Source organism: Sphingomonas sp. (assembly GCF_036387535.1).
GTDB lineage: Bacteria > Pseudomonadota > Alphaproteobacteria > Sphingomonadales > Sphingomonadaceae > Sphingomonas_R.
Genome location: NZ_DASVTO010000048.1, coordinates 25,020 through 46,855, shown reverse-complemented (window position 1 = coordinate 46,855; position 21,836 = coordinate 25,020). Strand labels below are relative to the sequence as shown.

General features: G+C 65.9%; 22 protein-coding genes. 9 read left to right on the top strand and 13 right to left on the bottom strand.

The features are described from left to right. The first annotated feature begins 92 nt into the window (after nucleotides 1-92). From VF649_RS04175 to bfr, 5 genes are all read left to right on the top strand, one after another. The gene (locus tag VF649_RS04175) at nucleotides 93-476 is read left to right on the top strand and encodes a hypothetical protein (protein ID WP_331010698.1); all 384 of its coding nucleotides are present in this window, start codon (nucleotides 93-95) and stop codon (nucleotides 474-476) included. A 93-nt stretch (nucleotides 477-569) separates the two neighbouring features. Further along, nucleotides 570-2,747 carry a phosphoribosylformylglycinamidine synthase subunit PurL gene (purL, locus tag VF649_RS04170; RefSeq protein WP_331010697.1) on the top strand — a complete coding sequence of 726 codons (2,178 nt, stop codon included), beginning with the start codon at nucleotides 570-572 and terminating at the stop codon, nucleotides 2,745-2,747. Nucleotides 2,748-2,830: 83 nt separating this feature from the next. Further along, nucleotides 2,831-3,976, top strand: coding sequence for a DUF418 domain-containing protein (locus VF649_RS04165; RefSeq protein WP_331010706.1), 1,146 nt, complete (start codon nucleotides 2,831-2,833; stop codon nucleotides 3,974-3,976). A gap of 58 nt (nucleotides 3,977-4,034) precedes the next feature. Then, nucleotides 4,035-4,205, top strand: coding sequence for a (2Fe-2S)-binding protein (locus VF649_RS04160; protein WP_331010696.1), 171 nt, complete (start codon nucleotides 4,035-4,037; stop codon nucleotides 4,203-4,205). Between the two features lie 72 nt (nucleotides 4,206-4,277). Continuing rightward, nucleotides 4,278-4,766, top strand: coding sequence for a bacterioferritin (gene bfr, locus VF649_RS04155; protein WP_331010695.1), 489 nt, complete (start codon nucleotides 4,278-4,280; stop codon nucleotides 4,764-4,766). A 25-nt stretch (nucleotides 4,767-4,791) separates the two neighbouring features. On the opposite strand, the gene VF649_RS04150 is transcribed toward bfr, so the two are convergent. From VF649_RS04150 to panB, 6 genes are all read right to left on the bottom strand, one after another. Further along, nucleotides 4,792-5,214 (bottom strand): Hpt domain-containing protein, encoded by a 423-nt coding sequence (locus tag VF649_RS04150; RefSeq protein WP_414713638.1) that lies wholly within the window; start codon nucleotides 5,212-5,214, stop codon nucleotides 4,792-4,794. 42 nt (nucleotides 5,215-5,256) lie between these two features. Beyond that, nucleotides 5,257-5,484 carry a sulfurtransferase TusA family protein gene (locus VF649_RS04145; RefSeq protein ID WP_414713637.1) on the bottom strand — a complete coding sequence of 76 codons (228 nt, stop codon included), beginning with the start codon at nucleotides 5,482-5,484 and terminating at the stop codon, nucleotides 5,257-5,259. Nucleotides 5,485-5,504: 20 nt separating this feature from the next. Continuing rightward, nucleotides 5,505-6,872 (bottom strand): ribosome biogenesis GTPase Der, encoded by a 1,368-nt coding sequence (der, locus tag VF649_RS04140; protein WP_331010692.1) that lies wholly within the window; start codon nucleotides 6,870-6,872, stop codon nucleotides 5,505-5,507. A gap of 241 nt (nucleotides 6,873-7,113) precedes the next feature. Next, nucleotides 7,114-8,436: a PQQ-like beta-propeller repeat protein gene (locus VF649_RS04135; RefSeq protein ID WP_414713636.1), complete on the bottom strand. Its 1,323-nt coding sequence runs from the start codon at nucleotides 8,434-8,436 to the stop codon at nucleotides 7,114-7,116. Then, on the bottom strand, nucleotides 8,433-9,131 hold the full coding sequence (locus VF649_RS04130; RefSeq protein WP_331010690.1) for a tetratricopeptide repeat protein: 699 nt from the start codon (nucleotides 9,129-9,131) through the stop codon (nucleotides 8,433-8,435). The genes VF649_RS04135 and VF649_RS04130 overlap by 4 nt, the downstream gene beginning before the upstream one ends. Nucleotides 9,132-9,197: 66 nt before the next feature. Continuing rightward, nucleotides 9,198-10,040 (bottom strand): 3-methyl-2-oxobutanoate hydroxymethyltransferase, encoded by an 843-nt coding sequence (gene panB / locus VF649_RS04125; RefSeq protein WP_331010689.1) that lies wholly within the window; start codon nucleotides 10,038-10,040, stop codon nucleotides 9,198-9,200. 515 nt (nucleotides 10,041-10,555) lie between these two features. Between panB and VF649_RS04120 the strand changes: the two genes are divergently transcribed. Further along, the gene (locus tag VF649_RS04120) at nucleotides 10,556-11,077 is read left to right on the top strand and encodes a PEPxxWA-CTERM sorting domain-containing protein (protein ID WP_331010688.1); all 522 of its coding nucleotides are present in this window, start codon (nucleotides 10,556-10,558) and stop codon (nucleotides 11,075-11,077) included. 159 nt (nucleotides 11,078-11,236) lie between these two features. Here the strand turns inward: VF649_RS04120 and VF649_RS04115 are convergent, their stop codons facing one another. Continuing rightward, nucleotides 11,237-12,121, bottom strand: coding sequence for a TraB/GumN family protein (locus VF649_RS04115; protein ID WP_331010687.1), 885 nt, complete (start codon nucleotides 12,119-12,121; stop codon nucleotides 11,237-11,239). A gap of 107 nt (nucleotides 12,122-12,228) precedes the next feature. On the opposite strand from VF649_RS04115, the gene yghU reads away from it, so the two are divergent. Both yghU and VF649_RS04105 read left to right on the top strand, forming a co-directional pair. Then, the gene (gene yghU / locus VF649_RS04110) at nucleotides 12,229-13,113 is read left to right on the top strand and encodes a glutathione-dependent disulfide-bond oxidoreductase (RefSeq protein ID WP_331010686.1); all 885 of its coding nucleotides are present in this window, start codon (nucleotides 12,229-12,231) and stop codon (nucleotides 13,111-13,113) included. Between the two features lie 29 nt (nucleotides 13,114-13,142). Beyond that, the gene (locus VF649_RS04105) at nucleotides 13,143-13,991 is read left to right on the top strand and encodes a dienelactone hydrolase family protein (RefSeq protein WP_331010685.1); all 849 of its coding nucleotides are present in this window, start codon (nucleotides 13,143-13,145) and stop codon (nucleotides 13,989-13,991) included. 44 nt (nucleotides 13,992-14,035) lie between these two features. Here the strand turns inward: VF649_RS04105 and VF649_RS04100 are convergent, their stop codons facing one another. After that, nucleotides 14,036-14,650 (bottom strand): FMN-dependent NADH-azoreductase, encoded by a 615-nt coding sequence (locus tag VF649_RS04100; protein WP_331010684.1) that lies wholly within the window; start codon nucleotides 14,648-14,650, stop codon nucleotides 14,036-14,038. Between the two features lie 79 nt (nucleotides 14,651-14,729). Here VF649_RS04100 and VF649_RS04095 point away from each other — a divergent pair, with 79 nt between their 5' ends. Next, nucleotides 14,730-15,137, top strand: a complete 408-nt coding sequence (locus VF649_RS04095; protein WP_331010683.1) for a helix-turn-helix domain-containing protein — start codon at nucleotides 14,730-14,732, stop codon at nucleotides 15,135-15,137. 20 nt (nucleotides 15,138-15,157) lie between these two features. On the opposite strand, the gene mdoH is transcribed toward VF649_RS04095, so the two are convergent. The 5 genes from mdoH to VF649_RS04070 form a co-directional block, all read right to left on the bottom strand. Then, a complete protein-coding gene (mdoH, locus tag VF649_RS04090; RefSeq protein WP_331010705.1) occupies nucleotides 15,158-16,963 on the bottom strand; it encodes a glucans biosynthesis glucosyltransferase MdoH in 1,806 nt (601 codons plus the stop codon). 2 nt (nucleotides 16,964-16,965) lie between these two features. After that, nucleotides 16,966-18,450 (bottom strand): glucan biosynthesis protein, encoded by a 1,485-nt coding sequence (locus VF649_RS04085; protein WP_331010682.1) that lies wholly within the window; start codon nucleotides 18,448-18,450, stop codon nucleotides 16,966-16,968. A 135-nt stretch (nucleotides 18,451-18,585) separates the two neighbouring features. Next, nucleotides 18,586-18,810 carry a hypothetical protein gene (locus VF649_RS04080; protein ID WP_331010681.1) on the bottom strand — a complete coding sequence of 75 codons (225 nt, stop codon included), beginning with the start codon at nucleotides 18,808-18,810 and terminating at the stop codon, nucleotides 18,586-18,588. A gap of 102 nt (nucleotides 18,811-18,912) precedes the next feature. Further along, complete coding sequence (locus tag VF649_RS04075) at nucleotides 18,913-19,101, bottom strand: hypothetical protein (protein WP_331010680.1); 189 nt, start codon at nucleotides 19,099-19,101, stop codon at nucleotides 18,913-18,915. A 128-nt stretch (nucleotides 19,102-19,229) separates the two neighbouring features. Then, nucleotides 19,230-21,758 (bottom strand): TonB-dependent receptor, encoded by a 2,529-nt coding sequence (locus tag VF649_RS04070; protein ID WP_331010679.1) that lies wholly within the window; start codon nucleotides 21,756-21,758, stop codon nucleotides 19,230-19,232. Between the last annotated feature and the right edge of the window lie 78 nt (nucleotides 21,759-21,836).

The window sequence follows — 21,836 nt, the reverse complement described above, 5'->3', positions numbered from 1 at the left end:
CGGCTCGCAATGATCGCAATGTCCGGGTGCCCCGAAACGTAACGCACTGTCCCCTTGACGCGCGATGCCGCAACCGCGAAGACCGGGGCACCATGGCAAACCGCTCTCTCCCCCTCGCCGCCGCCATTCTGGCGGTTTCCCTCCTCGCCGGCTGCAATTCGCAGCCCGAAACCGTCAACGGCGGCCCGGTCGATCCGACCGCAGAAGCCGTCGCCAACGCGCCGAAGGTTGCGCTGCCGCCGTCGGTGAAATCCAGCAAGGTCTATCGCTGCGCCGACAGCAGCCTGCTCTATGTCGACTTCTTCTCCGACGATCTCGGCGCCAACATCCGCACGGAAAGCGCCGGCACCAACACCCGGTTGACCGCCCCCGCCGTTGGCGCGCCGTTCACCGGCGAAGGGTACAGCGTGTCCGGCAACGGCGACAAGGTCGAGATCGCCCAGCCCAAGAAGCCGGCGCAGTCCTGCAAGGCCTGAACCCGTCCTCCCCCTTCCGGCCGAAGGGGGAGGACCGCAGCCGCCTCAACTCGGCGGCTGACAATGCCGCCCGCCTCCGCTATCCGCCGGCCCATGACCCAGATCACCCCCGCGATCGTCGCCGAGCACGGCTTCTCCCCGGACGAATATGATCGCGTGCTGCACGCGCTCGGACGCGAGCCGAACCTGACCGAACTCGGCATCTTCTCGGTCATGTGGTCGGAACATTGCAGCTACAAATCCAGCCGGCTCCACCTCAGGAAACTACCCACCACCGGTCCGCAGGTCATCTGCGGCCCCGGTGAGAATGCCGGCGTGGTCGATATCGGCGATGGCCAGGCCGCGATCTTCAAGATGGAGAGCCACAACCATCCAAGCTATATCGAACCCTATCAGGGCGCGGCCACCGGTGTCGGCGGCATCCTGCGCGATGTGTTCACCATGGGCGCGCGCCCGATCGCGAACCTGAACGCGCTCCGCTTCGGCCGGCCCGATCATCCGAAGATGCGCCATCTGATCGCGGGCGTCGTGTCCGGCATCGGCGGCTATGGCAATTGTGTCGGCGTGCCGACCGTCGGGGGCGAGGTCAATTTCCACCGTGCCTATGACGGCAACATCCTGGTCAATGCGATGACCGTGGGTGTCGCCGAAACCGCCAAGATCTTCTATTCCGCCGCCTCCGGCCTCGGCAACTCGATCGTCTATGTCGGGTCGAAGACCGGGCGCGACGGCATCCACGGCGCCACCATGGCGTCTGCGGACTTCTCCGAGGATTCGGAGGAGAAGCGGCCCACCGTCCAGGTCGGCGATCCCTTCACCGAAAAACTGCTGATCGAGGCCTGCCTTGAGCTGATGGCGTCGGACGCGATCGTCGCGATCCAGGACATGGGCGCCGCCGGCCTCACCTCCTCCTCGGTCGAAATGGCGTCCAAGGGCGGCGTCGGCATCGAACTGGACATGAACAGGGTACCGTGTCGCGAAACCGGCATGACGCCCTATGAGATGATGCTGTCCGAATCGCAGGAACGCATGCTGATGGTGCTGAAGCCGGGGCGTGAAGCCGAGGCGGAGGCGATCTTCACCAAATGGGAACTGGACTTCGCCGTCATCGGCCGCGTGACGGACACCGGCCGCATGGTGCTGACGTTCGACGGCGCCACCGTGTGTGACATCCCGCTCGGCCCACTCGCGGACGAAGCCCCGCTCTATGACCGCCCGCACGTCCCCACCCCGCCGCGCGCGCCGCTCACCGACCTGCCCGAAACCACCGATCTGGCCGCCGATCTGCTGACGCTGATGGGGTCGCCGGATATCGCCAGCCGCCGCTGGATCTGGGAACAATATGACCACATGGTCGGTGCCGACACCGTCCAGCGGCCCGGCGGCGATGCTGCGGTCGTCCGGGTCCATGGTACGCAGAAGGGGCTGGCGATCAGCACCGATTGCACCCCACGCTACTGCTTCGCCGATCCGGTCGAGGGTGGAAAGCAGGCGATCGCCGAATGCTGGCGCAACCTGACCGCCGTCGGCGCGGTCCCGCTCGCCACCACCGACTGCATGAACTTCGGCAATCCGCAACGGCCGGAAATCATGGGCCAGTTCGTCGGTTGTATCGAAGGAATGGCCGCGGCCTGCACCGCGCTCGACTTCCCGATCGTGTCGGGCAACGTCTCGCTTTATAATGAAACCAAGCTTGATGACGGCACCGGGTCCGCGATCCTGCCCACGCCCGCGATCGGCGGTATCGGCCTGCTCGCGGACTGGACGCGCTCCGCCACGATCGCGCTCAAGGCCAATGGGGACGAGATCTGGCTGATGGGCGAAGGGCCCGGCCATCTGGGGCAGTCGATCTGGCTGCGTGAAATCCACGGACGCGAGGATGGCCCGCCGCCGCCGGTCGACCTTGCCGCCGAACGCCGCGTCGGCGATGCCGTCCGTGCGCTGATTCTGGACGGCACCGCCACTGCGGTTCACGATCTGTCCGACGGCGGCCTGCTGGTCGCGCTGACAGAAATGGCGCTGGCCGGCCGGCACGGCGCGACGCTCGATGCCGCGCTGACCGCCGCGCAGGCGTTCGGCGAGGATCAGGGACGCTATCTCGTCACCGTCGCGCCCGGCACGATGCCGGCGCTGCCGGTGCCTGCAAGCCGGATCGGCACGGTCGGTGGCGATCACATCGCGGTGGCCGGTGCCGTCGTCCCGGTCGCGACGCTGCGTACCGCGCACGAGGCGTTCTTTCCGCACCTGATGGGCGCGACCGCGCTCGCCTGATCGCGGAACGACGGATCTCGGACCAGCACCCCCCGCCGCCCGCGCGGATCGTCACGCTGGATATCCTGCGCGGCCTCGCCGTGATGGGCATCCTGCTGATGAACATCGGCAATTTCGCACTGCCGGAAGGCGCGTTCTTCAACCCGCACGCGGTTGCGGTGGCCGGGCCGGCGGATATGGCGATCTGGCTGGCGGAGTTCGTGCTGGTCGATGGCAAGATGCGCAACATCTTCACGATGCTGTTCGGCGCGGGCATCCTGCTGCTGCGTGATCGCGCGGTCGCGTCCGGCATGGACGACGGCCGGCTGCATACCCGTCGGCTGGCGGTGCTCGGTCTGTTCGGGCTCGCGCATTTCTACCTGTTGTGGACCGGTGATATCCTGTTCCAATATGCGGTGATCGGCACGCCGATGCTGTTTTTCGCCGATCGCCGGCCTGCCTTCCTGCTCGGGCTGGCACTGCTCTGTCTCACCGCCCATTTCCTGCTGTCGCTGTCGGTGCTGCACGGCATTGCGGCGATGCGGTCCGATCCCGCCGCGTGGCGGGCAATGGTAACGATGCTGGGCAGCGTCGATCCTTCCGCGATCGCCGCCGACATCCGCCAGATGCAGGGATCCTATGCCGTAACTCTCCATCATCGCATCGTCGCCGACGGCCATATGCCGTTCGTCACGCTGTTCGTCACCGGCCTGGAAACCGCGGGCATGATGCTGCTCGGCATGGCGCTGTTCCGCACGGGGTTCCTGCAGGGACGCTGGTCGCGCGGCCACTATGCCGTCGTTGCCCTGACCGGCTATGGCATCGGACTGCCCGTAATGCTGACGCTCGCCGCCCGCACCAGCGCCAATGACTTCGATCCGGTCGTTGCCTTTGGTGCGGCGACGGTCTGGTCGCTGCCTGCTCGGCCGCTCGTGGCGCTTGCGCATGTTGCGGTGGCGATCGTGTGGGCCGGTGACGGCAACGGCCCGGTCCGGCGCAGGATCGCCGCGGCGGGGCGCGCCGCCTTCACCAACTATCTCGGCACCACGCTCGTCATGACCACGCTGTTCTACGGCTATGGCGGCGGGCTGTACGGCCGGCTGGATCGGCTTGCCCTGCTGGGGATCGTGGTTTGCGGGTGGGCGGTAATGTTGCTCTGGTCCGCGCCGTGGCTCTCCCGCCACAACCACGGCCCGCTCGAATGGCTCTGGCGCCGGCTGGCACGGCCACCCGCCGTAACCGGATCATAACTATTGCGACTTAGTAGCAATAGCGCTAAACAGGCTTCGTTCCGGGAGAGGGAGCCATATGGTCGTCTGCATCTGCAATGCCATTCGTGAAAACGACATCCGGGCCGCGGCCCGGTCCGGCTGCCATACGCCGTGCCGCGCCTATGCCGCACTCGGGCGACAGGCCCGCTGTGGCCAATGCGTGCCCTTCGCCCGTCAGATCATCGATGCGGAACGCGCCGTCGCCTGATAGGAAATCCCTGTTCCCCGCCCCGCGTTCCGCGCTAGGGGGATCGGGAACCGCGATTAAGGGGACTGCGCCATGAAGGGCGACGCCAAGGTCATCGAACTGCTCAACCTCTGCCTGAAGAATGAGCTGACGGCGATCAATCAATATTTCCTGCACTATCGCATGCTGGACCATTGGGGCGTCGAGCGCCTGGCCAAGTTCGAATATGGCGAGTCGATCGACGAGATGAAGCATGCCGACTGGCTGTCGGAACGCATCCTGTTCCTCGACGGCCTGCCCAATTTCCAGCTGCTCGGCCGGCTGCGGATCGGCGAGAATGTCGAGGAAGTGCTGCGCGCCGATCTCGCGCTGGAGGAGGAAGCGATCCCGGCGCTCCGCGAAGGTGTGGCGCATGCCGAATCGGTCCGTGACTATGTCAGCCGCGACCTGTTCCTGAAGATCCTGGCAAGCGAGGAACATCATGTCGATTATCTGGAACGCCAGTTCGACATGATCAAGCAGATGGGGATCGCCAACTATATCCAGCTGCAATCCCGTCCGGCCGGCGAAGGCGCGGACTGATCGTACCGCGTGTCGGCCGGCGCGGTCACGCCCGGCCGAACACGACCTTTCGACCAAAGCCAGTCGGCTTGCGCATGATCGGCGGGGCCGCCGCCTGATCGCACAGCGCCATCGTCCGCTGGAACAACGGGCGCAACCGCACGACCACGGACAGCAGTTCGTCTGGCGCTTCACGATGCTCGATACAGCGCCGCGCCGTCATTTCGACATGCTCCGCCAAGCGCGCCAGTGGCATCGCCCCGATCTGCGCCGAATCACCTTTCAGCGTATGCGCCGGCAGCACCAGCGCGGTCGCGCTGCGGTCGCGCATGGCATCCTCGATCGCCGATAGCGACTTGATGCCGTCCTCCCGGAAATATCCCAGGATCCGCACGAAATCGGCTCCCAGTTCGGATCGGGCGCGGTTGAACGCCACCCAGTCCACAAGTGCGCCGTCGGGTTCGGACACGGCTTCCACCTTCTTGATCACGACATCATCGTCATGACCGCTTTAGGCAGGGTTTGGTAAAGATTGGATTGCACGCGGCGTGGTCCAAACGTCGAATCGCCCCGCCGTCGCGCTCACGATCCAGCCATGCGTCGCCGCCAGTGCCGCGACTTCGCCGGCGACGTTGGGATCGTCGGCCAGCAGGACGAACGCCGTCCCCGTGTCACCCGTCCGCACTGCCCGCGCCAGCCGCAACGCCGGCCAGGGGCAGCGCATGCCGCGCGCATCCACCAGGACGGGCGCGCCCGCGCTCACCGATCGAACGGATTGCGCGGCGCGCGCACGGTCAGCCGGATCGGCACCGCCCCGAACCCCAGATCCTTGCGGATCCCGTTCATCAGATAGCGTTTGTAGCTTTCCGGCAGCTGATCGACCCGCGTCCCGAACAGGATGAACCCCGGCGGCCGGGTCTTCGCCTGCGTCAGATAGCGCAGCTTGATCCGCCGTCCGCCCGGCGCCGGCGGTGGGTTGATCTCGATCGCCTTTTCGAACCAGCGGTTCAGCACGCCGGTGGACACGCGTTTCGACCATGCTTCGCGCACGTCGAACGCCGCCTGGATCAACTGATCCATCCCGCGTCCGGTTTCCGCCGACACCGTCAGCAACGGCACGCCGCGCACCTGCGCCAGCCCTTCCTCCAACGCGGCCCGCACGCCCTGGAACAGGCTGGGCGGGTTCTCCGCCACGTCCCATTTGTTGAGCGCGATGATCAGCGCGCGTCCCTCCTGCAACACCTGATCGGCGATGCGCAGGTCCTGCGCCTCCAGCCCCAGCGTCGCATCCAGCAGCAGCACGACGACCTCGGCAAAATCCACCGCATGCATCGCATCGGCGGCGGACAGCTTCTCCAGCTTGTCCTGCACCTTCGCCTTCTTGCGCAGCCCGGCGGTGTCGATCAACCGCACCGGCCGCACCTGCCCGTCGGGCGCGGTCCATTGCCATTCGATCGCGATCGCATCGCGCGTGATCCCGGCTTCCGGGCCGGTAATCATCCGCTCCTCCCCCAGGATGCGGTTGACCAGCGTCGACTTGCCGGCATTGGGCCGCCCGACGATCGCCAGCTTCAGGGGGCCGTTCTCCTCATCCTCCGGCTCGTCCACGACATCGTCGAAGCCCTCATATTCGATATGCGGACGCAACGCTTCGAACAGGTCGACCAACCCGTCGCCATGCTCGGCCGAAAACGCCAGCGGCTGCCCGAACCCCAGCGCGTAGGCTTCCAGCACGCCGCCCTCCGCGGCCTTGCCCTCCGCCTTGTTGGCCATCAGGATCACGGGCGTATCCTCGGACCGCAACCAGCGTGCGATTTCCTCGTCCTGCGGCACGATCCCCGCCCGCGCATCGATCAGGAACAGCGCGACGTCCGCCTCGCGCACCGCCGCCTGCGTCTGCGCGCGCATGCGGCCCGGCAGCGTGTCGGGATCCTCATCCTCCACGCCCGCGGTATCGATGATCCGGAATTCCATGCCCAGCAGGGTCGCGTCCCCCTCCCGCCGGTCCCGCGTCACCCCCGGCCGATCATCGACCAGCGCGATCCGCTTGCCGACCAGGCGGTTGAAGAGCGTGGATTTGCCGACATTCGGTCGGCCGACGATTGCGACGAGGGGAAGTTTAGCCATGCTCGCGATGTAGCGAAATCCTGGCGCACGTCACGGCAAAGTTGTGGGGGACCACCGCTTCACCACATACCCATTTCTGGCAAAACCCGCTCCTCGACACGCCCCGTTCGGTTCGAGCAGCCGTCGAACCTTTCGAGACGGCATATCGAGAAGGCGCCGCGCCATTCTCGATATGGCCTCTCGACAGGCTCGATCCCTGCTCGAACCGAACGGAATCGTCTGGATCAGGCCCGCTTGGTACTCACCGCCAGGCGGACAGCTTCCCGTCGTCCGCCAGCAAGAACACCGCATCGCCCGCCACCACCGGCGGCAGCGAGAAGGACTTGCCCGCTTCGATCGACGTGCCCAGACCGCCGGTCGCCGGCGTTACCGACAGCAGCTGGCCCTCGGTGCTGACCACCAGCAACCGGTCGCCCGCCAGCACCGGGCCGGTCCAGCCGATGCGCCCCTTCTTGCTCTTCTCGTTGCGCCAGCGCGGCAACTGGCTGATCCAGCGGATGCGACCGGTGGCGCGCTGGATGCACAGCAGCCGCGCGTCGTCCGTCACCACGAACAGCCAGTCACCGGCCACCCACGGGGTCGCGATGCCGGCGATGTTCAATTCCCACAGACGCTGACCGGTGGTCAGTTCCAGCGCGACCATGCGCCCGCCCTGCCCGACCGCATAGACGCGCCCGCCATCGATCACCGGGTCGGCATCGATATCGCTCAGCGTCGACACCGCCGTGGAAATGCTGGTCCGCGACAATGCATCCTGCCACACCGCGCGGCCATTCTCATACCGGTACGCCGTCAGCTCGCCCGAGGAAAAGCCCGCCACCACCGTGCCCTGCGCCGCGGCCGGCGCCGCCACGCCGAACACGCCGGCTGCCTCCAGCGTGCCGGATTCGTTCCATACGGTATTACCGGTGTCGGCGTTCAGCGCGAACAGCTGATTGTCCTGGCTAACGACATAGACATTGCCGTTCGACACGGTCGGCGCGCCGCGCAACGGGCCACCCGGGCGCTTTTTCCACACGATCTTGCCGGTCGCGGCTTCCACCGCGGCGGCATCGCCTACGCCGTTGGTGGCATAGAGGCGCTCGCCATCCACGCTCACACCGCCCCCGAACAGCGAACGGGCATTGCCCTTCGGATCGTCCAGCTGCACCGACCAGGCGACCGCGCCGCTCCTGGCGTCGATCGCGCGGATCATCGCCTCGGTGTCCATCACATAGACGCGCCCACCCGCGACCACCGGGGGCGCGGCCAGCCGCACCTGCTTGCTGGTACCCGCGATCGACACCGTCCATGCCCGCGCGGGGGCGGCGCCCAGTGCCAGATGACCCATGGATTTCTGCGCATTGCCCCCGGACTGCGTCCAGCTGTCATTGGGTTCCGCCGCCGGCAGCGTCACCGGCACCTCCGCGATCGACGCGTCCAGTTCCGCCCCGTTTTCCGACGTCAGGACGGCGATGCGATCGCCCAGCAAGGTCGTCTTGGACTTGCCCGATCCCTTGAAGACGCCACAGCCGGACAGCGCGCCCGCCATCATCAGCGCGGCTGCGAACTTCATCCTGGTCATTGAAGATTTCCCTCACCGCCCTGGGGCACATCGAAGCCCAGCGCGCCTGCCACCCGCACCGCGCGCCCGCGCAGCGATGCCGACAGCGTTTCGTCCTTTGCGATCGCGGCAAAGATCCGCCCCGCGTCCTGCGGCCGATTCATCCGCAGATGGGCGACCGCCACCATTTCCCCCGCACTGCCGAACCAGGGATTTCCGGCCGCCGCCAGCGGCTTCAACCGCTCGATCACCTTGGCCGGCGGCAGGCTGTCATATTCGATCGCGGTCTGGCGAACGAGCGCCGCATCCCGCATCGGCTGCGGCAGGCTGCTGTCGCCCGCCACCTTTGCAAAGCCGGCCAGTGCGGCCGTCCGGTCATTGCGGATCTGCGCCGCCGATGCCTCCGCCAGCAACGCCGCGCCGCGATAGCCGTCATGGCCATCCGCCGCCAGCGCATCCAGCCGCGCCTTCACGCCCGCCTCCTTGCCTTCGCTCAGGTCGGTCAGCGCCTGCGTCAGCACCTCGCTCTGCGCTTCGGCGGCCAGGGTCTGGCGATGCTGCCAGTAGATCCAGCCACCGGCGGCGGCCAGGAACAGGATGACGGCCAGGGCGATCCACTTGCCGTTGCGCGTGACAAAGCTTTCCATCCGGTCGCGACGCAGATTCTCGTCGACCTCACGGAAGAAGGTATCCTCATTCTGGGGGGCGAGGGCCAAACGGTATCTCCGGCGCTAGAAACTGGCAGCACCCTTAGCGACCACCGCGCCTGAACGGAAGCTGTGTCAATTCTTCGGCTGATACGTCTGTTCCAGGCCGGGAAACACCCGCGCGCGGACATCGGCGGCATACCGCGCCGCGGCCGTGTCGATCCCCGCCGCCATCGTGCCATAAGCTTTCACGAAGCGCGCCGTCTGCGTGAACAGCCCCAGCATGTCCTCCGCCACCAGCACCTGACCGTCGCATCGCGCCGATGCGCCGATGCCGATCGTCGGGCACGCTACGCTCTCGGTGATCGCCACGGCGATCGGCTCGACCACGCCTTCGATCACGATCGCGAATGCGCCGGCCGCCGCCACCGCCTGTGCATCGCCGACGATCTTGTCGGCCTCCGCCGCACTCCGCCCGCGCGCACCGTAACCGCCCAGCGCGTTCACCGCCTGCGGCGTCAGTCCGACATGCGCCATCACCGGAACGCCGCGCGCGCCCAGAAATGCGATCGTCTCGGCCATCGCCGCGCCGCCCTCTAGCTTCACCGCCGCCGCGCCGGTTTCCTTCAGGATGCGGGCGGCGTTCGCAAAGGCCTGCTCCTTCGACATTTCATAGCTGCCGAACGGCATGTCGATCACGACCAGGCTGTGCGCCGCTCCGCGCACCACCGCCGCCCCGTGGGCGCACATCATCTCCAGCGTGACCGGCACCGTCGACGGCAGGCCGTAGATCACCTGCGCCAGGCTGTCGCCGACCAGCAGGATGTCGCAATGCGGATCCAGCAATTCCGCCGTACGCGCAGTATAGGCGGTCAGCATGACCAGCGGCGTGCCGCCCTTCCGCGCCCGCACGGCCGGCACGGTCACGCGTTTCAGACTGCCCGCCGCGGGAACGGGCTCGGAAATATGGGTCGACATGCCGGCGGTCTAATCCGGACATGGCACGCAGGCAAATCGGTTGGGCGGACCGGCTTTGCCGTAGAGAGCGGGTCGAACACGCTGGCTCCCGATCCTCCATCGGAGTCGATGCATAAGCGAACGGTCAGCACTGACCGTCGCTCGCAGAATAGCCCTGTTGATGAACCCCAGGTCAATCCTCGGCCGCTTACCCAAATGTCAATCCGTTATAAAACAGCAATATTTGACGATATAGGCGTCCTGATTGGATGATGGTGGAGCAGAATAAGCCGGATCCGCGGCGCCGAAAGTTCCATGATGCATCATAGAGAGGGGGCTAAACTGGACAAATTGACGAAAAACGGTGGACGCGATCCGGCAGCTTCCAACCGTGCGGGGCGGGTTACCTACTCGGCGCCCACTAAAAAACAGGGCTTGCCGCAATTCTTCGGCGCTACTGCAACCTTTCCCGAAATGGAACGTAACTGTGTACGTTATACCACCGTCACGTTCGGCCTTTAGCGTAGGGAGACATTATGAAAAAACTGGCACTTGGCATGGCCACCGCGATGGTCGCGGCTGCTTCCCCCGCATATGCGGAACCGCTGCTCTTCGACTTTTCCGGGCCTTCGGGAACAGCGATGTTCCAGCTCGAGTCAAACCCTACTCCCGATTTTTCGCAGACGTTCCTCGGGTCAGAGCAGTTTTCTTTCAGTAACGTCGTGGGTACCTTTGGTGGAGTATCCGGAACCGCGTCGACGATCAGCTTTGGGAATGGCGTATTCGCCAGCCTGAGCATCAACGCCGCCAATCTCGGTTTCACCCAATTCAACAACCCGACATTATTTACTGGACCGCCGGCAAGTCCGACATTCCTGACGGGTTCGTTCACTATGATCAACCCGTTCTTCGGAAATGGTCAGTTGACCATCTCCCCGGTCGCAGCCGCCGTTCCCGAGCCCGCCAGCTGGGGCCTCATGATCCTTGGCATGGGCGCAGTCGGCTTCGCCATGCGTCGCCGTCCAACGGTGGTCGCGAAAGTTTCGTACGCCGCGTAAATCCGCACCACAATCCGCTCCGTACGAAGTGGCAAAGCCGTCGATCGCACGATCGGCGGTTTTCCCTTGGCAGCCTATTGCGCATTTCCAATGTCGGGCGAGAACCATCACTAGCGTCGTATCCCGTCTGCGATCCGGGCTCGCCGCTCCAGGTATCCCCTACCGCCGTCGCGCGCGGATGCCGAGTTTCGCCAGTTGCACCTGCACGCTGTCCGGCCCGACCAGATGCCCGACGCCCACCGCCACGAACGCCGTTCCCTTGCCGGCCAGCAGCGTGCGGATCTGCTGCGCCCAGGCGCGGTTGCGTTCCACGATCAGCCGGGCATAGAGCTTCGGTTCCTTCTCGCGCATTTCGTCGACCACCATCCGCGACAGCGCGGGCAGATCGCCTTGCTCCCACGCCTGCGCCAATTGGGTCAGCTGCTGCGGCCCTTCCTCCAGATCGTCGATGCTGCTTTCCAGAAACGCGATCTGCTCGGCCTCGCTGAAATCGGCCAGGAATCGGATCTGCTGCTCGGCGGTTTCCAGTCCGTGGATGCGGTCCTTGTCCGTGACCGCGATCGCCCGCAACGTCCGGTCCGCGCCGGCCGACGGGTCCAGCCCCGCCTTCAGGAATGGCAGCGTGCCCAGCGTCACCGCCGCCAGCCAGGGCCGCATCGGCTCCAGCTGCGCGATCGTCATGCCATATGGCTTCGCCGCCGCGGTCAGCCGCGCCAGCAAGGCCGGGCTGAGTTTCGCGGACAGCGGCCGTGCCGGATCAATGCCATGCTGCCGCACGATTCCCGCCATCGCCGACTGGCTGCTGCCCAGATCGTCGCCGATCTCCAGCCACAGGTCCCGCGACGCGCGCATCGCCGCGTCGATCTTCGGCGTCTTCCACTCCGATCCCTTGCGCGCCGCATGTGCCGTGCCGAACAGATAGATGGTCGAATCAGCATCGGACACCGACCACAGCGCCGGCTCCGCCCGCGCCGGACCCGCGCAGATCCCCACCGCCAGCATCGCGGCGCCCACGCCCGCCCGCATCCATCGCCGATCCTGCATTCGCACTCGTCCTGTTCCGTCGATGATGTCTTTGCGACGGCGCGCTTCCACCGGCCGCACTTGCTCCCTAGAACGGTGCGGCGCGTACAACCAGCCGGAGCCTGTCGATGACCGAAGCCGCCCCCTACACGCCGCCCGCGGTGTGGACCTGGAACCCGCAAAACGGCGGACAGTTCGCCAGCATCAACCGCCCCACCGCCGGCGCGACCCATGACAGGGATCTGCCGGTCGGCCGTCACCCGCTGCAACTCTATTCGCTCGCCACGCCCAACGGGGTGAAGGTGACGGTGATGCTGGAGGAATTGCTGGAACTCGGCCATGCCGGCGCGGATTATGACGCCTGGCTGATCCGCATCAACGAAGGCGATCAGTTCGGCAGCGGCTTCGTCGCGATCAATCCCAATTCCAAGATCCCGGCGCTACTCGATCGCAGCGGGCCGACCCCGATCCGCATCTTCGAATCGGGCGCGATCCTGATGCATCTGGCCGAAAAGTTCGGCGCCTTCCTGCCGACCGATCCCGAACCCCGCGCCCGCTGCCTGTCCTGGCTGTTCTGGCAAATGGGAAGCGGGCCGTTCCTGGGCGGCGGCTTCGGCCATTTCTATGCCTATGCCCCGGTGAAGATCGAATATGCGATCGACCGCTTCGCCATGGAGGTGAAGCGTCAGCTTGACGTGCTCGACCGGCGCCTGGCGGAAAGCGAATATCTGGGCGGGGACGCCTACAGCATCGCGGATATCGCAAACTGGCCCTGGTATGGGGCGCTGGTGCAGGGCACCCTCTATAACGCGGCCGAATTCCTGCAGGTGCAGGATTATGCCAACGTCCGCCGCTGGGCGGATCAGATCGGCGCCCGCCCAGCGGTCCAGCGCGGCCGCATGGTCAATCGCGTGATGGGCGATCCCGCCAGCCAGCTTCACGAACGCCATGACGCCAGCGACTTCGCAACGAAGACACAGGACAAGATCCAGGCGCAATCCCCGGCCGATTGAACCCCATCCCGCCCATCACAGGAGACGTCATGCCCACGCTCACCCGCCCGGAGGGATCGGAACCCGCCGATTTCAACGTCACCCGCCGCACCGCCGCCGGATTGTTCTTCGCGGGTTATGCGGTCGCCGCCGTTGCCGCCGATGCCGCGCCGATCACCACCCCGGTCGATGGGCTGGTGATCGAAAAGGCCCTCATTCCCAACGGCGCCACCAATCCCCTGCCCGCCTATGTCGCGCGTCCGGCCGGCACCGGGCGCCATCCCGTCATCCTGGTCGCCAACGAGATTTTCGGCATCCACGCCTATATCAAGGACGTCTGCCACCGGCTGGCAAAGCTCGGCTATGTCGCGATCGCACCGGATTTCTTCTACCGGTCGGGCGTCAGCCTGCCGGAAATGACCGATATCGCGAAGATCCGGCCGATCGTGGAACAGGCCGGCGTTGAACAGGTCGACGGCGACGTCCGCGCCACCACCGCCTGGGCGAAGTCGCGGCCGTTCGCACGGGTCGACCGGATCGGCATCACCGGCTTCTGCTGGGGCGGGGCGGTCACGTGGCGGGCGGCGATGGTCGATCCCGACATCCGCGCCGGCGTCGCCTGGTATGGCCAGCTAAAGGCCCTGATCCCGCGTGCGGCGGAACTGAAGGTGCCGGTGCTTGGCCTCTATGGCGGCCGCGATCAGGGAATATCGGCGGAGGATGTCCAGGCGATGCGCGCCGCGCTGAAGGCAGCGGGCAAGACCGGGTCGGACATCCATGTCTATCCGGACGCCGAACACGGCTTCCACGCCGATTACCGCGCCAGCTACAACCCCGCCGCCGCGACCGACGGCTGGGCGCGGATGCTCGCGCATTTCCGGAAAAACGGGGTCGCCTGACTGTGCAAGGGGCCGCCGATCGGCGGCCCCTTGCTCCATCCGATTCAGGCGGCCAGCGCAGCGATCTGCTGGTCCGCAGCCGCCAGTGCCGCCGCCCGCGGCTCGGGCCCGGCCGCGACGCCTTCCGCTACGACCACCGTGACATCGGTAATGCCGATGAAACCCAGCACCGCACGCATATAAGTTTCGGCATGCTCGTACGGCGCCGCAGGTGCGCCAGGCCCATAGAATCCGCCGCGCGCCACCGTCAGGATCACGCGCTTGCCACCGGCCAATCCTTCCGGGCGCCCGTCCGCGCCATACCGGAATGTCTGCCCCGCGATCAGGATCCGGTCGACCCACGCCTTCAACTGGCTCGACACGCCGAAATTATACAGCGCGACACCGATCACCACCGTGTCGGCCGCCAGAAACTCCTGCAGCACTGCGCGCCCGGTCGCCAGATCGTCGGCGATCGCGCCGTCGGCCACGCCGTCCTGGTTCTGCGCCGCCGCCAGATAGGCGCCCGACAGATGCGGGATCGGCGCGGTCGCCAGGTCGCGGTAGGTCGTCGTCACATCGGCATTGGCCGATGTCAGTGCGGCGACGGCCTTTGCCGACAAGAGCCGGCTGACCGAATGATCGCCCAAGATGCTGGAATCGAGATGCAGAAGGTTCATGACGATGGCGCCTTTCAGTATTACTTTGTGACCCAGGCTATATGCGATACCGTCCGGACATCGCCAAGGAGGCACAAGGTTGGAACTCACGCACATCGATGTAACCACCCCGGCGCAGCGGCATGCACCCGGCGAGTGCGCCGCGATCAGCTCGATCCTGTCGCGGGTCGGCGATAAATGGACCGTGCTGATCGTGATGATGCTGGCGGACGGGCCGCAACGGTTCAACGCGCTGAAACGGGCCATTGGCGGGATTTCGCAACGCATGCTCACGCTCACGCTGCGCGGACTGGAACGCGACGGGATGGTGACGCGGACCCTGTTCCCCACCATCCCGCCGCGCGTGGACTATGAACTGACGGCACTTGGTCACTCGCTTCGCGTGCCGGTTGCGGCGCTCGGCAGCTGGGCGTTCGACCATATCGATGCGGTCGCGGCCGCCCGCGCCGCCTTCGATGCCCGCGATGCCGACGATGTCGCCGCCTGATCGATGGGATTGCGGCGCGATCAGGCCGGGATCGCCACCGGTTCGGCAATCGCCGCCTTCGGCACCTGGAAATAGCCGCGCGCGGCGAAACGCTCACCGGTTGTCGCGCCGGCGGTCCAGCTCGCCAGCAGCGGGCTGACCAGCATGCCGAGCGTCACCGGGGACAGCCATAGGCCAAGCGGTGGCGCCAGCACCGACACCACCAGCAGGACGAGCCCGATCGCAATGTGCCAGATATAGCGCGGCATCACCTCCGCCACGCTCAGCCCGTCACTCTTTCGGTTCTGCGGGTTCCAGCCGGATTTTCGGCCACGCAGGATGTTCGCGACGTCGATCGTCTGGGTCAGCGCGATCGCCGGAGCGGTCAGGACGGACAGCGGCACGTCCAGCAGCACGGATCGCAGGATCCCCCGCGCCCCGCCAAACGCCGCGCGGCGATCGGGATCGGCCATCGCCCAGATCATGCTCATCGCCTTCGGCCCGAACAGTAGCAGCAGCGTGACGACCAGCACCTTTACCGACGTGGTCGCCTCCACCACCGATGCCCCGCCCCAGAATGCCTGCGCAATCCCGGTCGCGATCAGCACCAGCCACGCGGGCGAGGTGATATAGGCCGATGCGCCGATCAGCAGCTGCAGCCGGTTGATCCAGTGAAAACCGGACGATCCGATCAGCCGCAGATGCTGGATATTGCCCTGCGCCCAGCGCCGGTCGCGCACCGCCTGGTCGATCAGCGTCGGCGGATATTCCTCGAACGTATCATCGATCATGATCATGTGCACACGCCAGCCGCGCCGCCGCAGCAGGGCCGCCTCCACCATGTCATGGCTCATGATCGTCCCCCCGAACGGTGGCCGCCCCGGCAATTCGGGCAATCCGCAACTGGATGCGAACGCCGTCACCCGGATCAGCGCATTATGCCCCCAGAAGGTCGCTTCGGACCCCGACCACCACACCAGCCCCGCGGTGGAGATCGGCCCGTACAACCGGCTGGCGAACTGCATCCACCGTTGGAACAGGGTCGTCGCCCCGATCACCGCCGGCACCGTCTGCAACAGCGCGATCGTCGGGCGCTGCTCCATCACCTGCGCCATGCCGACGATGGCATTTCCGCTCATCAGGCTGTCGGCATCCAGCATCAGCATATAGTCGTACGCGCCGCCGAACCGCCGGATCCATTCCGCGACATTGCCGGGCTTGCGTCCGACATTCTCCGTCCGCCGGCGGTAATAGAGCCGAGGTCCGTGGGCGCTGGCCAGCGCCTGCCATGCCGCAACTTCGGCCGGCTCCGCCTGCGGACCCGAATCGCTCAGGACGAAGATGTCGAAGCGGTCGCCCTGACCGGTCGCGCGCAGCATCTCCGCCATGCGTGCGATCCGCCCGAACACCTCTGCCACATCCTCATTATGGATCGGCATCAGCACCGCGGTTCGCCCGGTTAAGGCCATGTCGCGCCGGGGGATCGGCACGGTCCCGGGGTGGATGCCGGTGATGAGCAGGAAGAACCCGATCGTCGCAGTCACGAACCCGAACGCAATCCATCCGAACAGTGGAAAGAACAGCAGCAGCAGCAGCCCGTCCCAAAGGCTGAAGCCGTCGCTCAGCAGCGACTCCTTGACCGCGACCGACGCCGCCGTCGCGAACAGCCCGGTCAACAGCACCAGCATCACCCGGCGCGCCAGCATCTCGTCGGCCAGCAGGATCGTCGCCGGGGTTTCGCCCGGCGCGTCCGGCTTCGGCGGTGGCCCGTCGAAGCGCTGTTCCGGCATCGGGATCGGCGCCGCATCGGGCAACAGGGCCAAGGGGGTCGGCACGGTTTGCGGCACCGTCAAAAGATCGGCGCCAGCACGGTCTCGCTCAGCGCGGTCCCACCACGCTTCAGGAACAGGCGGACATCCGCCGGACCGGGTGCCTGCGGCGCGATATCGGCAGTCACACGCCAGCGATTCTTCTGGCCCACCACCGGATAGGCGGCGTTCGCCAGCAATGTGCCACGCGTCACGTCGATCTGCGCCTTCACGCCGCTGTCACGGCCCAGACCCGCCAGTCCGGCGCCCTCGAAATCGACCACCAGCTTGCGGGCACCCGCTATCGGCTCCGCGCCCGGCCGGCCGGCGGTGCCGCGCCAGCATTCCACCGCATGCGCCGCCGTACCGATCGTCGGGTCCTGCGATCCCCAGCGCAAACGGTAATCGAACTGCAACCGCTGCCCCGCCTTCGGCGCGACCGCCGGTGTCCAGAATGCGACGATATTGTCCACGGTTTCGGTGGTGGTGGGAAAGGCATAGAGCATCACCTGCCCCTTGCCCCAATTGCCCTGCGGCTCCGCCCACAAATTGGGGCGCCGATCGTAGAAGGCACCGTCATCCTGATAATGATCGAACAGCCGGTCGCGCTGAATCAGTCCGAATCCCTTGGGATTCTCGTCGGAAAAACTGTCCAGCGTTTCGCGCGGCGGATTGGCCAATGGTCGCCAGATCCGTTCCCCCGCACCCGTCAGCATCGCCAGGCCGTCCGAATCGTGGATTTCCGGCCGCCAGTCCGCGCCCGATTGGCGATTGCCCTCGCCATACCAGAACATGCTGGTCGCCGGGGCGATGCCCAGCCGGGCGATATCGCGCCGGGTCGTCAACACCGCCGACACGTCCTGCACCACCCCGCCGGCATGGGTCGACTGGAACCGGTACGCCCCCGTCACGCTCGGACCGTCCATCAGCGCGTAGACGGTGTAGGCCTGCGCCCCGGTCCGTTCGATCCAGAACTCCGTGAAGTCCGGAAACTCCTCCTTCCCCGTGCCGGTATCGATCGCGATCCCGCGCGCCGACAGGCCATATTGATCCTGCGACCCGGCGGTCCGAAAATAGGATGCGCCCATGAACGCCAGCCAGTCGCTGTTTCCATCGGGCGACATCGCGCGGAACCCGGCGATCCCCAGCGCCGGGGCATGGCCTGCCTCGCTCTGGAACAGAGCCGGTGAAAAGGCGACGGATCGCGCCTGACCGCCCTCGATGATGTTGATCGCGACCGGCATTGGCGCATAGCGGCCGAGCGGGAACAGCCGGATCCCGCCCGCCAGCGTGCGATCCGCACGATATCGGATCGAACCCACCTTGTCATAGTCGATCGCCGCCGCCGCCGCGACACGGCGTGGCGCGCGATAGGCGCGGGTGGCCAGTGCCGCCGCACGCTGCTGCAACATGTCCCAGGAAAACGGCACCGCGCGGCCGAGTGCCGCCCCCTGTGCCCGGGCAAGATCCGGTATCAGTCCCAGCGCGGCCAGCCCCGCCATCGCTTCACGCCTGCTCGGTCCCATGGCTTGCTCCCCGTCTTGCGCCATCGTCGCGGGGTATTGACCCCACCACGGCAACGGACACACCGCCACCGGCTCATGCTGCAACGGCGAACGCGGGATATGGTTTCGCGCGGGTAATGACAGGCGGGATGATCGTCAGTCGATCGCGCTGCCGTTCAACGCCAGGCTGGCACAGCGCAGCGCCATCACACGATCGGCCGAGGAGGGTTTCAGGCAGCCCCACGAAAAGGCGGACCGATCCGGCGCGCCTTCCACCCACATCCGGGCCGCCAGCTGCACCAGTTCCGACACGGTCGGCGATCGCCCCGCGGCGACACAGTCCACGATCTCATCCGGTATCAGCACGGTCGCGCTGGGCATGGTCCATCTCCTTGGTCTCTTATGACCATATCCAACGCGCATGTCGTTGGGATGACACCAATTGCGCGCTGCGCCGTGACGATTTTACGGTCGCCGTTCGGATCAGGACAGGGACAGGATCAGCGCGCGTCCGGCCAGCATCGCCGACGTGCTGAACGACAGGCTCATCAACAGCCAACCGACGCAAAGCAGGACGGTCGGGTGCGGCCGCAACGCCTTTCGATTCGATTTGGTGCTGGCGATCACGAACGACACCAGGAAACCGTAGAACAGCACCACACCCTCAGCCATCGCCAAACTCCCGCGTTACTGGCGGTTTCTTAGGATGAAATGGTTAACAGCTGTTCCACCCGCAACCAAGCGCGACATCGCTTCGGCCGCGTCATCCCGTCGGTTCCGCCGGGTCCCCGCGACCGCCGTCAGAAGGTGTAGCCGAGTTCCAGACCGTATAGCCGCCGGGCGCCGGGCGAGATGAAGGATCCGCCGAACTCGATCGCGGGAATGGCCTCGTTGATGTATTTCTTGTTCAGGGCATTGGTCGCGAACAGGTTCGCCTTCCACCGTTCGCCGCCCAGCCCGAACCGCAGGTCCAGCACACCGAACGCCTTGCGCCTCGCCACGCTGTAGTCGGCATTGCCGGCTGCCGCCGGCAAAGCGAGCGCCGAGATCGGCAGCAGCGCACTGAAGATCGTCGCCTTCGTCTGATCCTGCACGGTGTGGAACCAGGTCGGGCCGGTGATCCGATAATCGGCGCGCAACAGCAATTTGACGGCGGCACTGACCGGGACTTCCTGCTGGCTGCCCAGGTTGATGGTGTAATCCGGGGTGTAGGGCGACTTGTTGCCGACCGTATCGGGACGCGAGCGGTTCCGCTTGATTTCGGAGTCGGTGTAGTTGAACGCGCCGTAGAGCGTCCAGCCCTCGGCGATCCGGGCGTCAAGATTGAATTCCCCGCCTTTCAGATCGACCCGGTCGATGTTCGAAACCACGCGCAACAACCCGAACCCGCCGACGAAGAATTCGAAGAACTGCATGTCACGGACCTGAGTATAATATCCGCCCAGGCTGTAGTTCACGGGTCCCACGCGCCCCTTGATCCCGGCTTCGTAGGCGCTGGAACGCTCCTTGCGGAACTCGTCATTGATCAGCACGCCGGCGTTGATCGGCGCGACGTTGAAGTTCTGGTTGACGATCGCGGCCGACCCCTGATTGTTGAACCCGCCGGATTTGAAGCCAACGCCCCAGTTCGCGTACAGATTGTTGCGTGGCGCGAATTCCAGGCGCGCGCTGATCTTGGGCTCCAGCTGCTTGAACGTACGGCTCTTCGACGGGATCATGCCGCCGGTCTGCCCCGGGTTGATCGGGCCGCCGGTGAACGGATCGGTCGCCACCGGCACCCGGTTGTCGACATGCCGCTGCTCGACGTCGTAGCGAAGTGCCATCGACAGATCGAACGCCCGGCTCGGCGTCCAGTCGACGGAACCGAAGCCCGCATAGACGTCGGTCTTGAACCGATCCGCGAACAGCTGAGACGTCGGGTTGGCCGAACCCGGCGCATTGTACAATTGCTTGATCACGCCCTGCCCGGTGTCGCCACCAAGGCTGACGCCGGTCAGCCGGTCGATATGCAGCAGATAGGTGCCGAGCTGCCAGCTGATCGGCCCCCCGCCGGTCGACGCCAGGCGAAGCTCGCCGCTGATATCCTTCTGGTTCCGCAGCTGATATTGCGTCCCGTCGCAAGTCGTCGGCGAATAGGCGCCGAACACCGATCCGTTGGCGGGTGCGAAGATGAACGGCACCGGGATCGCGCCGATCGCGGCGGGCGGAGTAACGGGATAACCGGTCAGCGCGGCGGTGGACGCGAAACATGACGTCACGGTGCTTTGTGCCGCCGGATTGGCCGCCGCCAGATAGCGGGCGAAATCGGCGGAGGTGCCGTCGGCGGTCAGGTCGTTCTTCACATTGCTGTACAGCGCCCACGCCGTCAGCTTCGCGCCGCCGAAATCATGGTCCAGCTTCAGCGATCCCTCGATCGTACTCTGGTTGTTGGTCGGCCGGATATTGCCATAATAGCGGAACGGGTGATCGTTGACATCTTCGTAGAAGGCGCCGCCCAGCGCGGGCAGGTGAAAGGACGAGTTGAAGTTGATCGACGCACCTCTGAACTCGCCGTAGCGGGCCTTGGCATCCAGCTGTGTCGCCGCGCCGATCTCCGCGACGATCCGGCCGTTGACGTTCCATTCCTTGCGGTTGTCGACCGCCTTGTCGTCCAGGAATATGTTGCGGAAAAACCCATCGGTCCGGTTGTAATCGCCCGACAGCACGAAACCGATCGCCGGGGTGATCGGGCCGGCGATATAGGCGCTGGCGGTGGCCGCGTTGACGTTGGCATAGCTGACCTTTGCGCCACCTTCGAACCGATCGCCCGGTTTCAGGGTCTGGATGACGATCGCACCGGCCGCCGCGTTGCGTCCGTACAGCGCGCCTTGCGGACCCTTCAGCACCTCGATCTGGCGCAGCGTTCCCTGCGCCTGGTTGAGCACCGCGTTGTTCGTCTTGAGGATGCCGTCCACCACCAGCGCGACCGAACTTTCCGCGTCGCGCGCGCCGTTCAGCCCGCGGATGTTGATCTGGTTGTCGCCCGCGTCGGCGGTGCTGCTGACGATCGTGACACCGGGCGTCAGCTTCGCGAAGTCCTGCGCGCGCTGGATACCGGCCTGCGCGATCGTGTTCGCGCCGAATGCCGTGATCGACGCAGGCACGTTGACCAGCGATTCGCTGACCCGGCGCGCGGTGATGACGATATCGCCCGGATCGCCGGCGGTGCCCTGTACCGCGTCGGTGGACGATGACGTGTCGACAGGCGCCGTCTGCGCCACGGCGGGCGTGATCGCGAAGGTCATGGCCGACACACCGGCAAGCAACGGCATCATCTTCGTACGGCGCATGCTTTCCCCCTGTAGCTGCGAACGTCCCGTGCGGATCTGCTCGCCCCTGAATCACATGGTTGTATACATATTGCGGGC

Excerpts from the sequence above, each read along its gene's own strand:
- VF649_RS04160 (WP_331010696.1), top strand. The coding sequence starts at position 4,035 with ATGGTCGTCTGCATCTGCAATGCCATTCGTGAAAACGACATCCGGGCC.
- VF649_RS04135 (WP_414713636.1), bottom strand. The coding sequence starts at position 8,436 with ATGACCAGGATGAAGTTCGCAGCCGCGCTGATGATGGCGGGCGCGCTG.
- VF649_RS04100 (WP_331010684.1), bottom strand. The coding sequence starts at position 14,650 with ATGAACCTTCTGCATCTCGATTCCAGCATCTTGGGCGATCATTCGGTC.
- purL (WP_331010697.1), top strand. The coding sequence starts at position 570 with ATGACCCAGATCACCCCCGCGATCGTCGCCGAGCACGGCTTCTCCCCG.
- VF649_RS04085 (WP_331010682.1), bottom strand. The coding sequence starts at position 18,450 with ATGGGACCGAGCAGGCGTGAAGCGATGGCGGGGCTGGCCGCGCTGGGA.
- VF649_RS04120 (WP_331010688.1), top strand. The coding sequence starts at position 10,556 with ATGAAAAAACTGGCACTTGGCATGGCCACCGCGATGGTCGCGGCTGCT.
- panB (WP_331010689.1), bottom strand. The coding sequence starts at position 10,040 with ATGTCGACCCATATTTCCGAGCCCGTTCCCGCGGCGGGCAGTCTGAAA.
- VF649_RS04075 (WP_331010680.1), bottom strand. The coding sequence starts at position 19,101 with ATGGCTGAGGGTGTGGTGCTGTTCTACGGTTTCCTGGTGTCGTTCGTG.
- VF649_RS04175 (WP_331010698.1), top strand. The coding sequence starts at position 93 with ATGGCAAACCGCTCTCTCCCCCTCGCCGCCGCCATTCTGGCGGTTTCC.
- der (WP_331010692.1), bottom strand. The coding sequence starts at position 6,872 with ATGGCTAAACTTCCCCTCGTCGCAATCGTCGGCCGACCGAATGTCGGC.
- yghU (WP_331010686.1), top strand. The coding sequence starts at position 12,229 with ATGACCGAAGCCGCCCCCTACACGCCGCCCGCGGTGTGGACCTGGAAC.
- VF649_RS04105 (WP_331010685.1), top strand. The coding sequence starts at position 13,143 with ATGCCCACGCTCACCCGCCCGGAGGGATCGGAACCCGCCGATTTCAAC.
- VF649_RS04115 (WP_331010687.1), bottom strand. The coding sequence starts at position 12,121 with ATGCAGGATCGGCGATGGATGCGGGCGGGCGTGGGCGCCGCGATGCTG.
- VF649_RS04070 (WP_331010679.1), bottom strand. The coding sequence starts at position 21,758 with ATGCGCCGTACGAAGATGATGCCGTTGCTTGCCGGTGTGTCGGCCATG.
- VF649_RS04165 (WP_331010706.1), top strand. The coding sequence starts at position 2,831 with ATGGGCATCCTGCTGATGAACATCGGCAATTTCGCACTGCCGGAAGGC.
- bfr (WP_331010695.1), top strand. The coding sequence starts at position 4,278 with ATGAAGGGCGACGCCAAGGTCATCGAACTGCTCAACCTCTGCCTGAAG.
- VF649_RS04080 (WP_331010681.1), bottom strand. The coding sequence starts at position 18,810 with ATGCCCAGCGCGACCGTGCTGATACCGGATGAGATCGTGGACTGTGTC.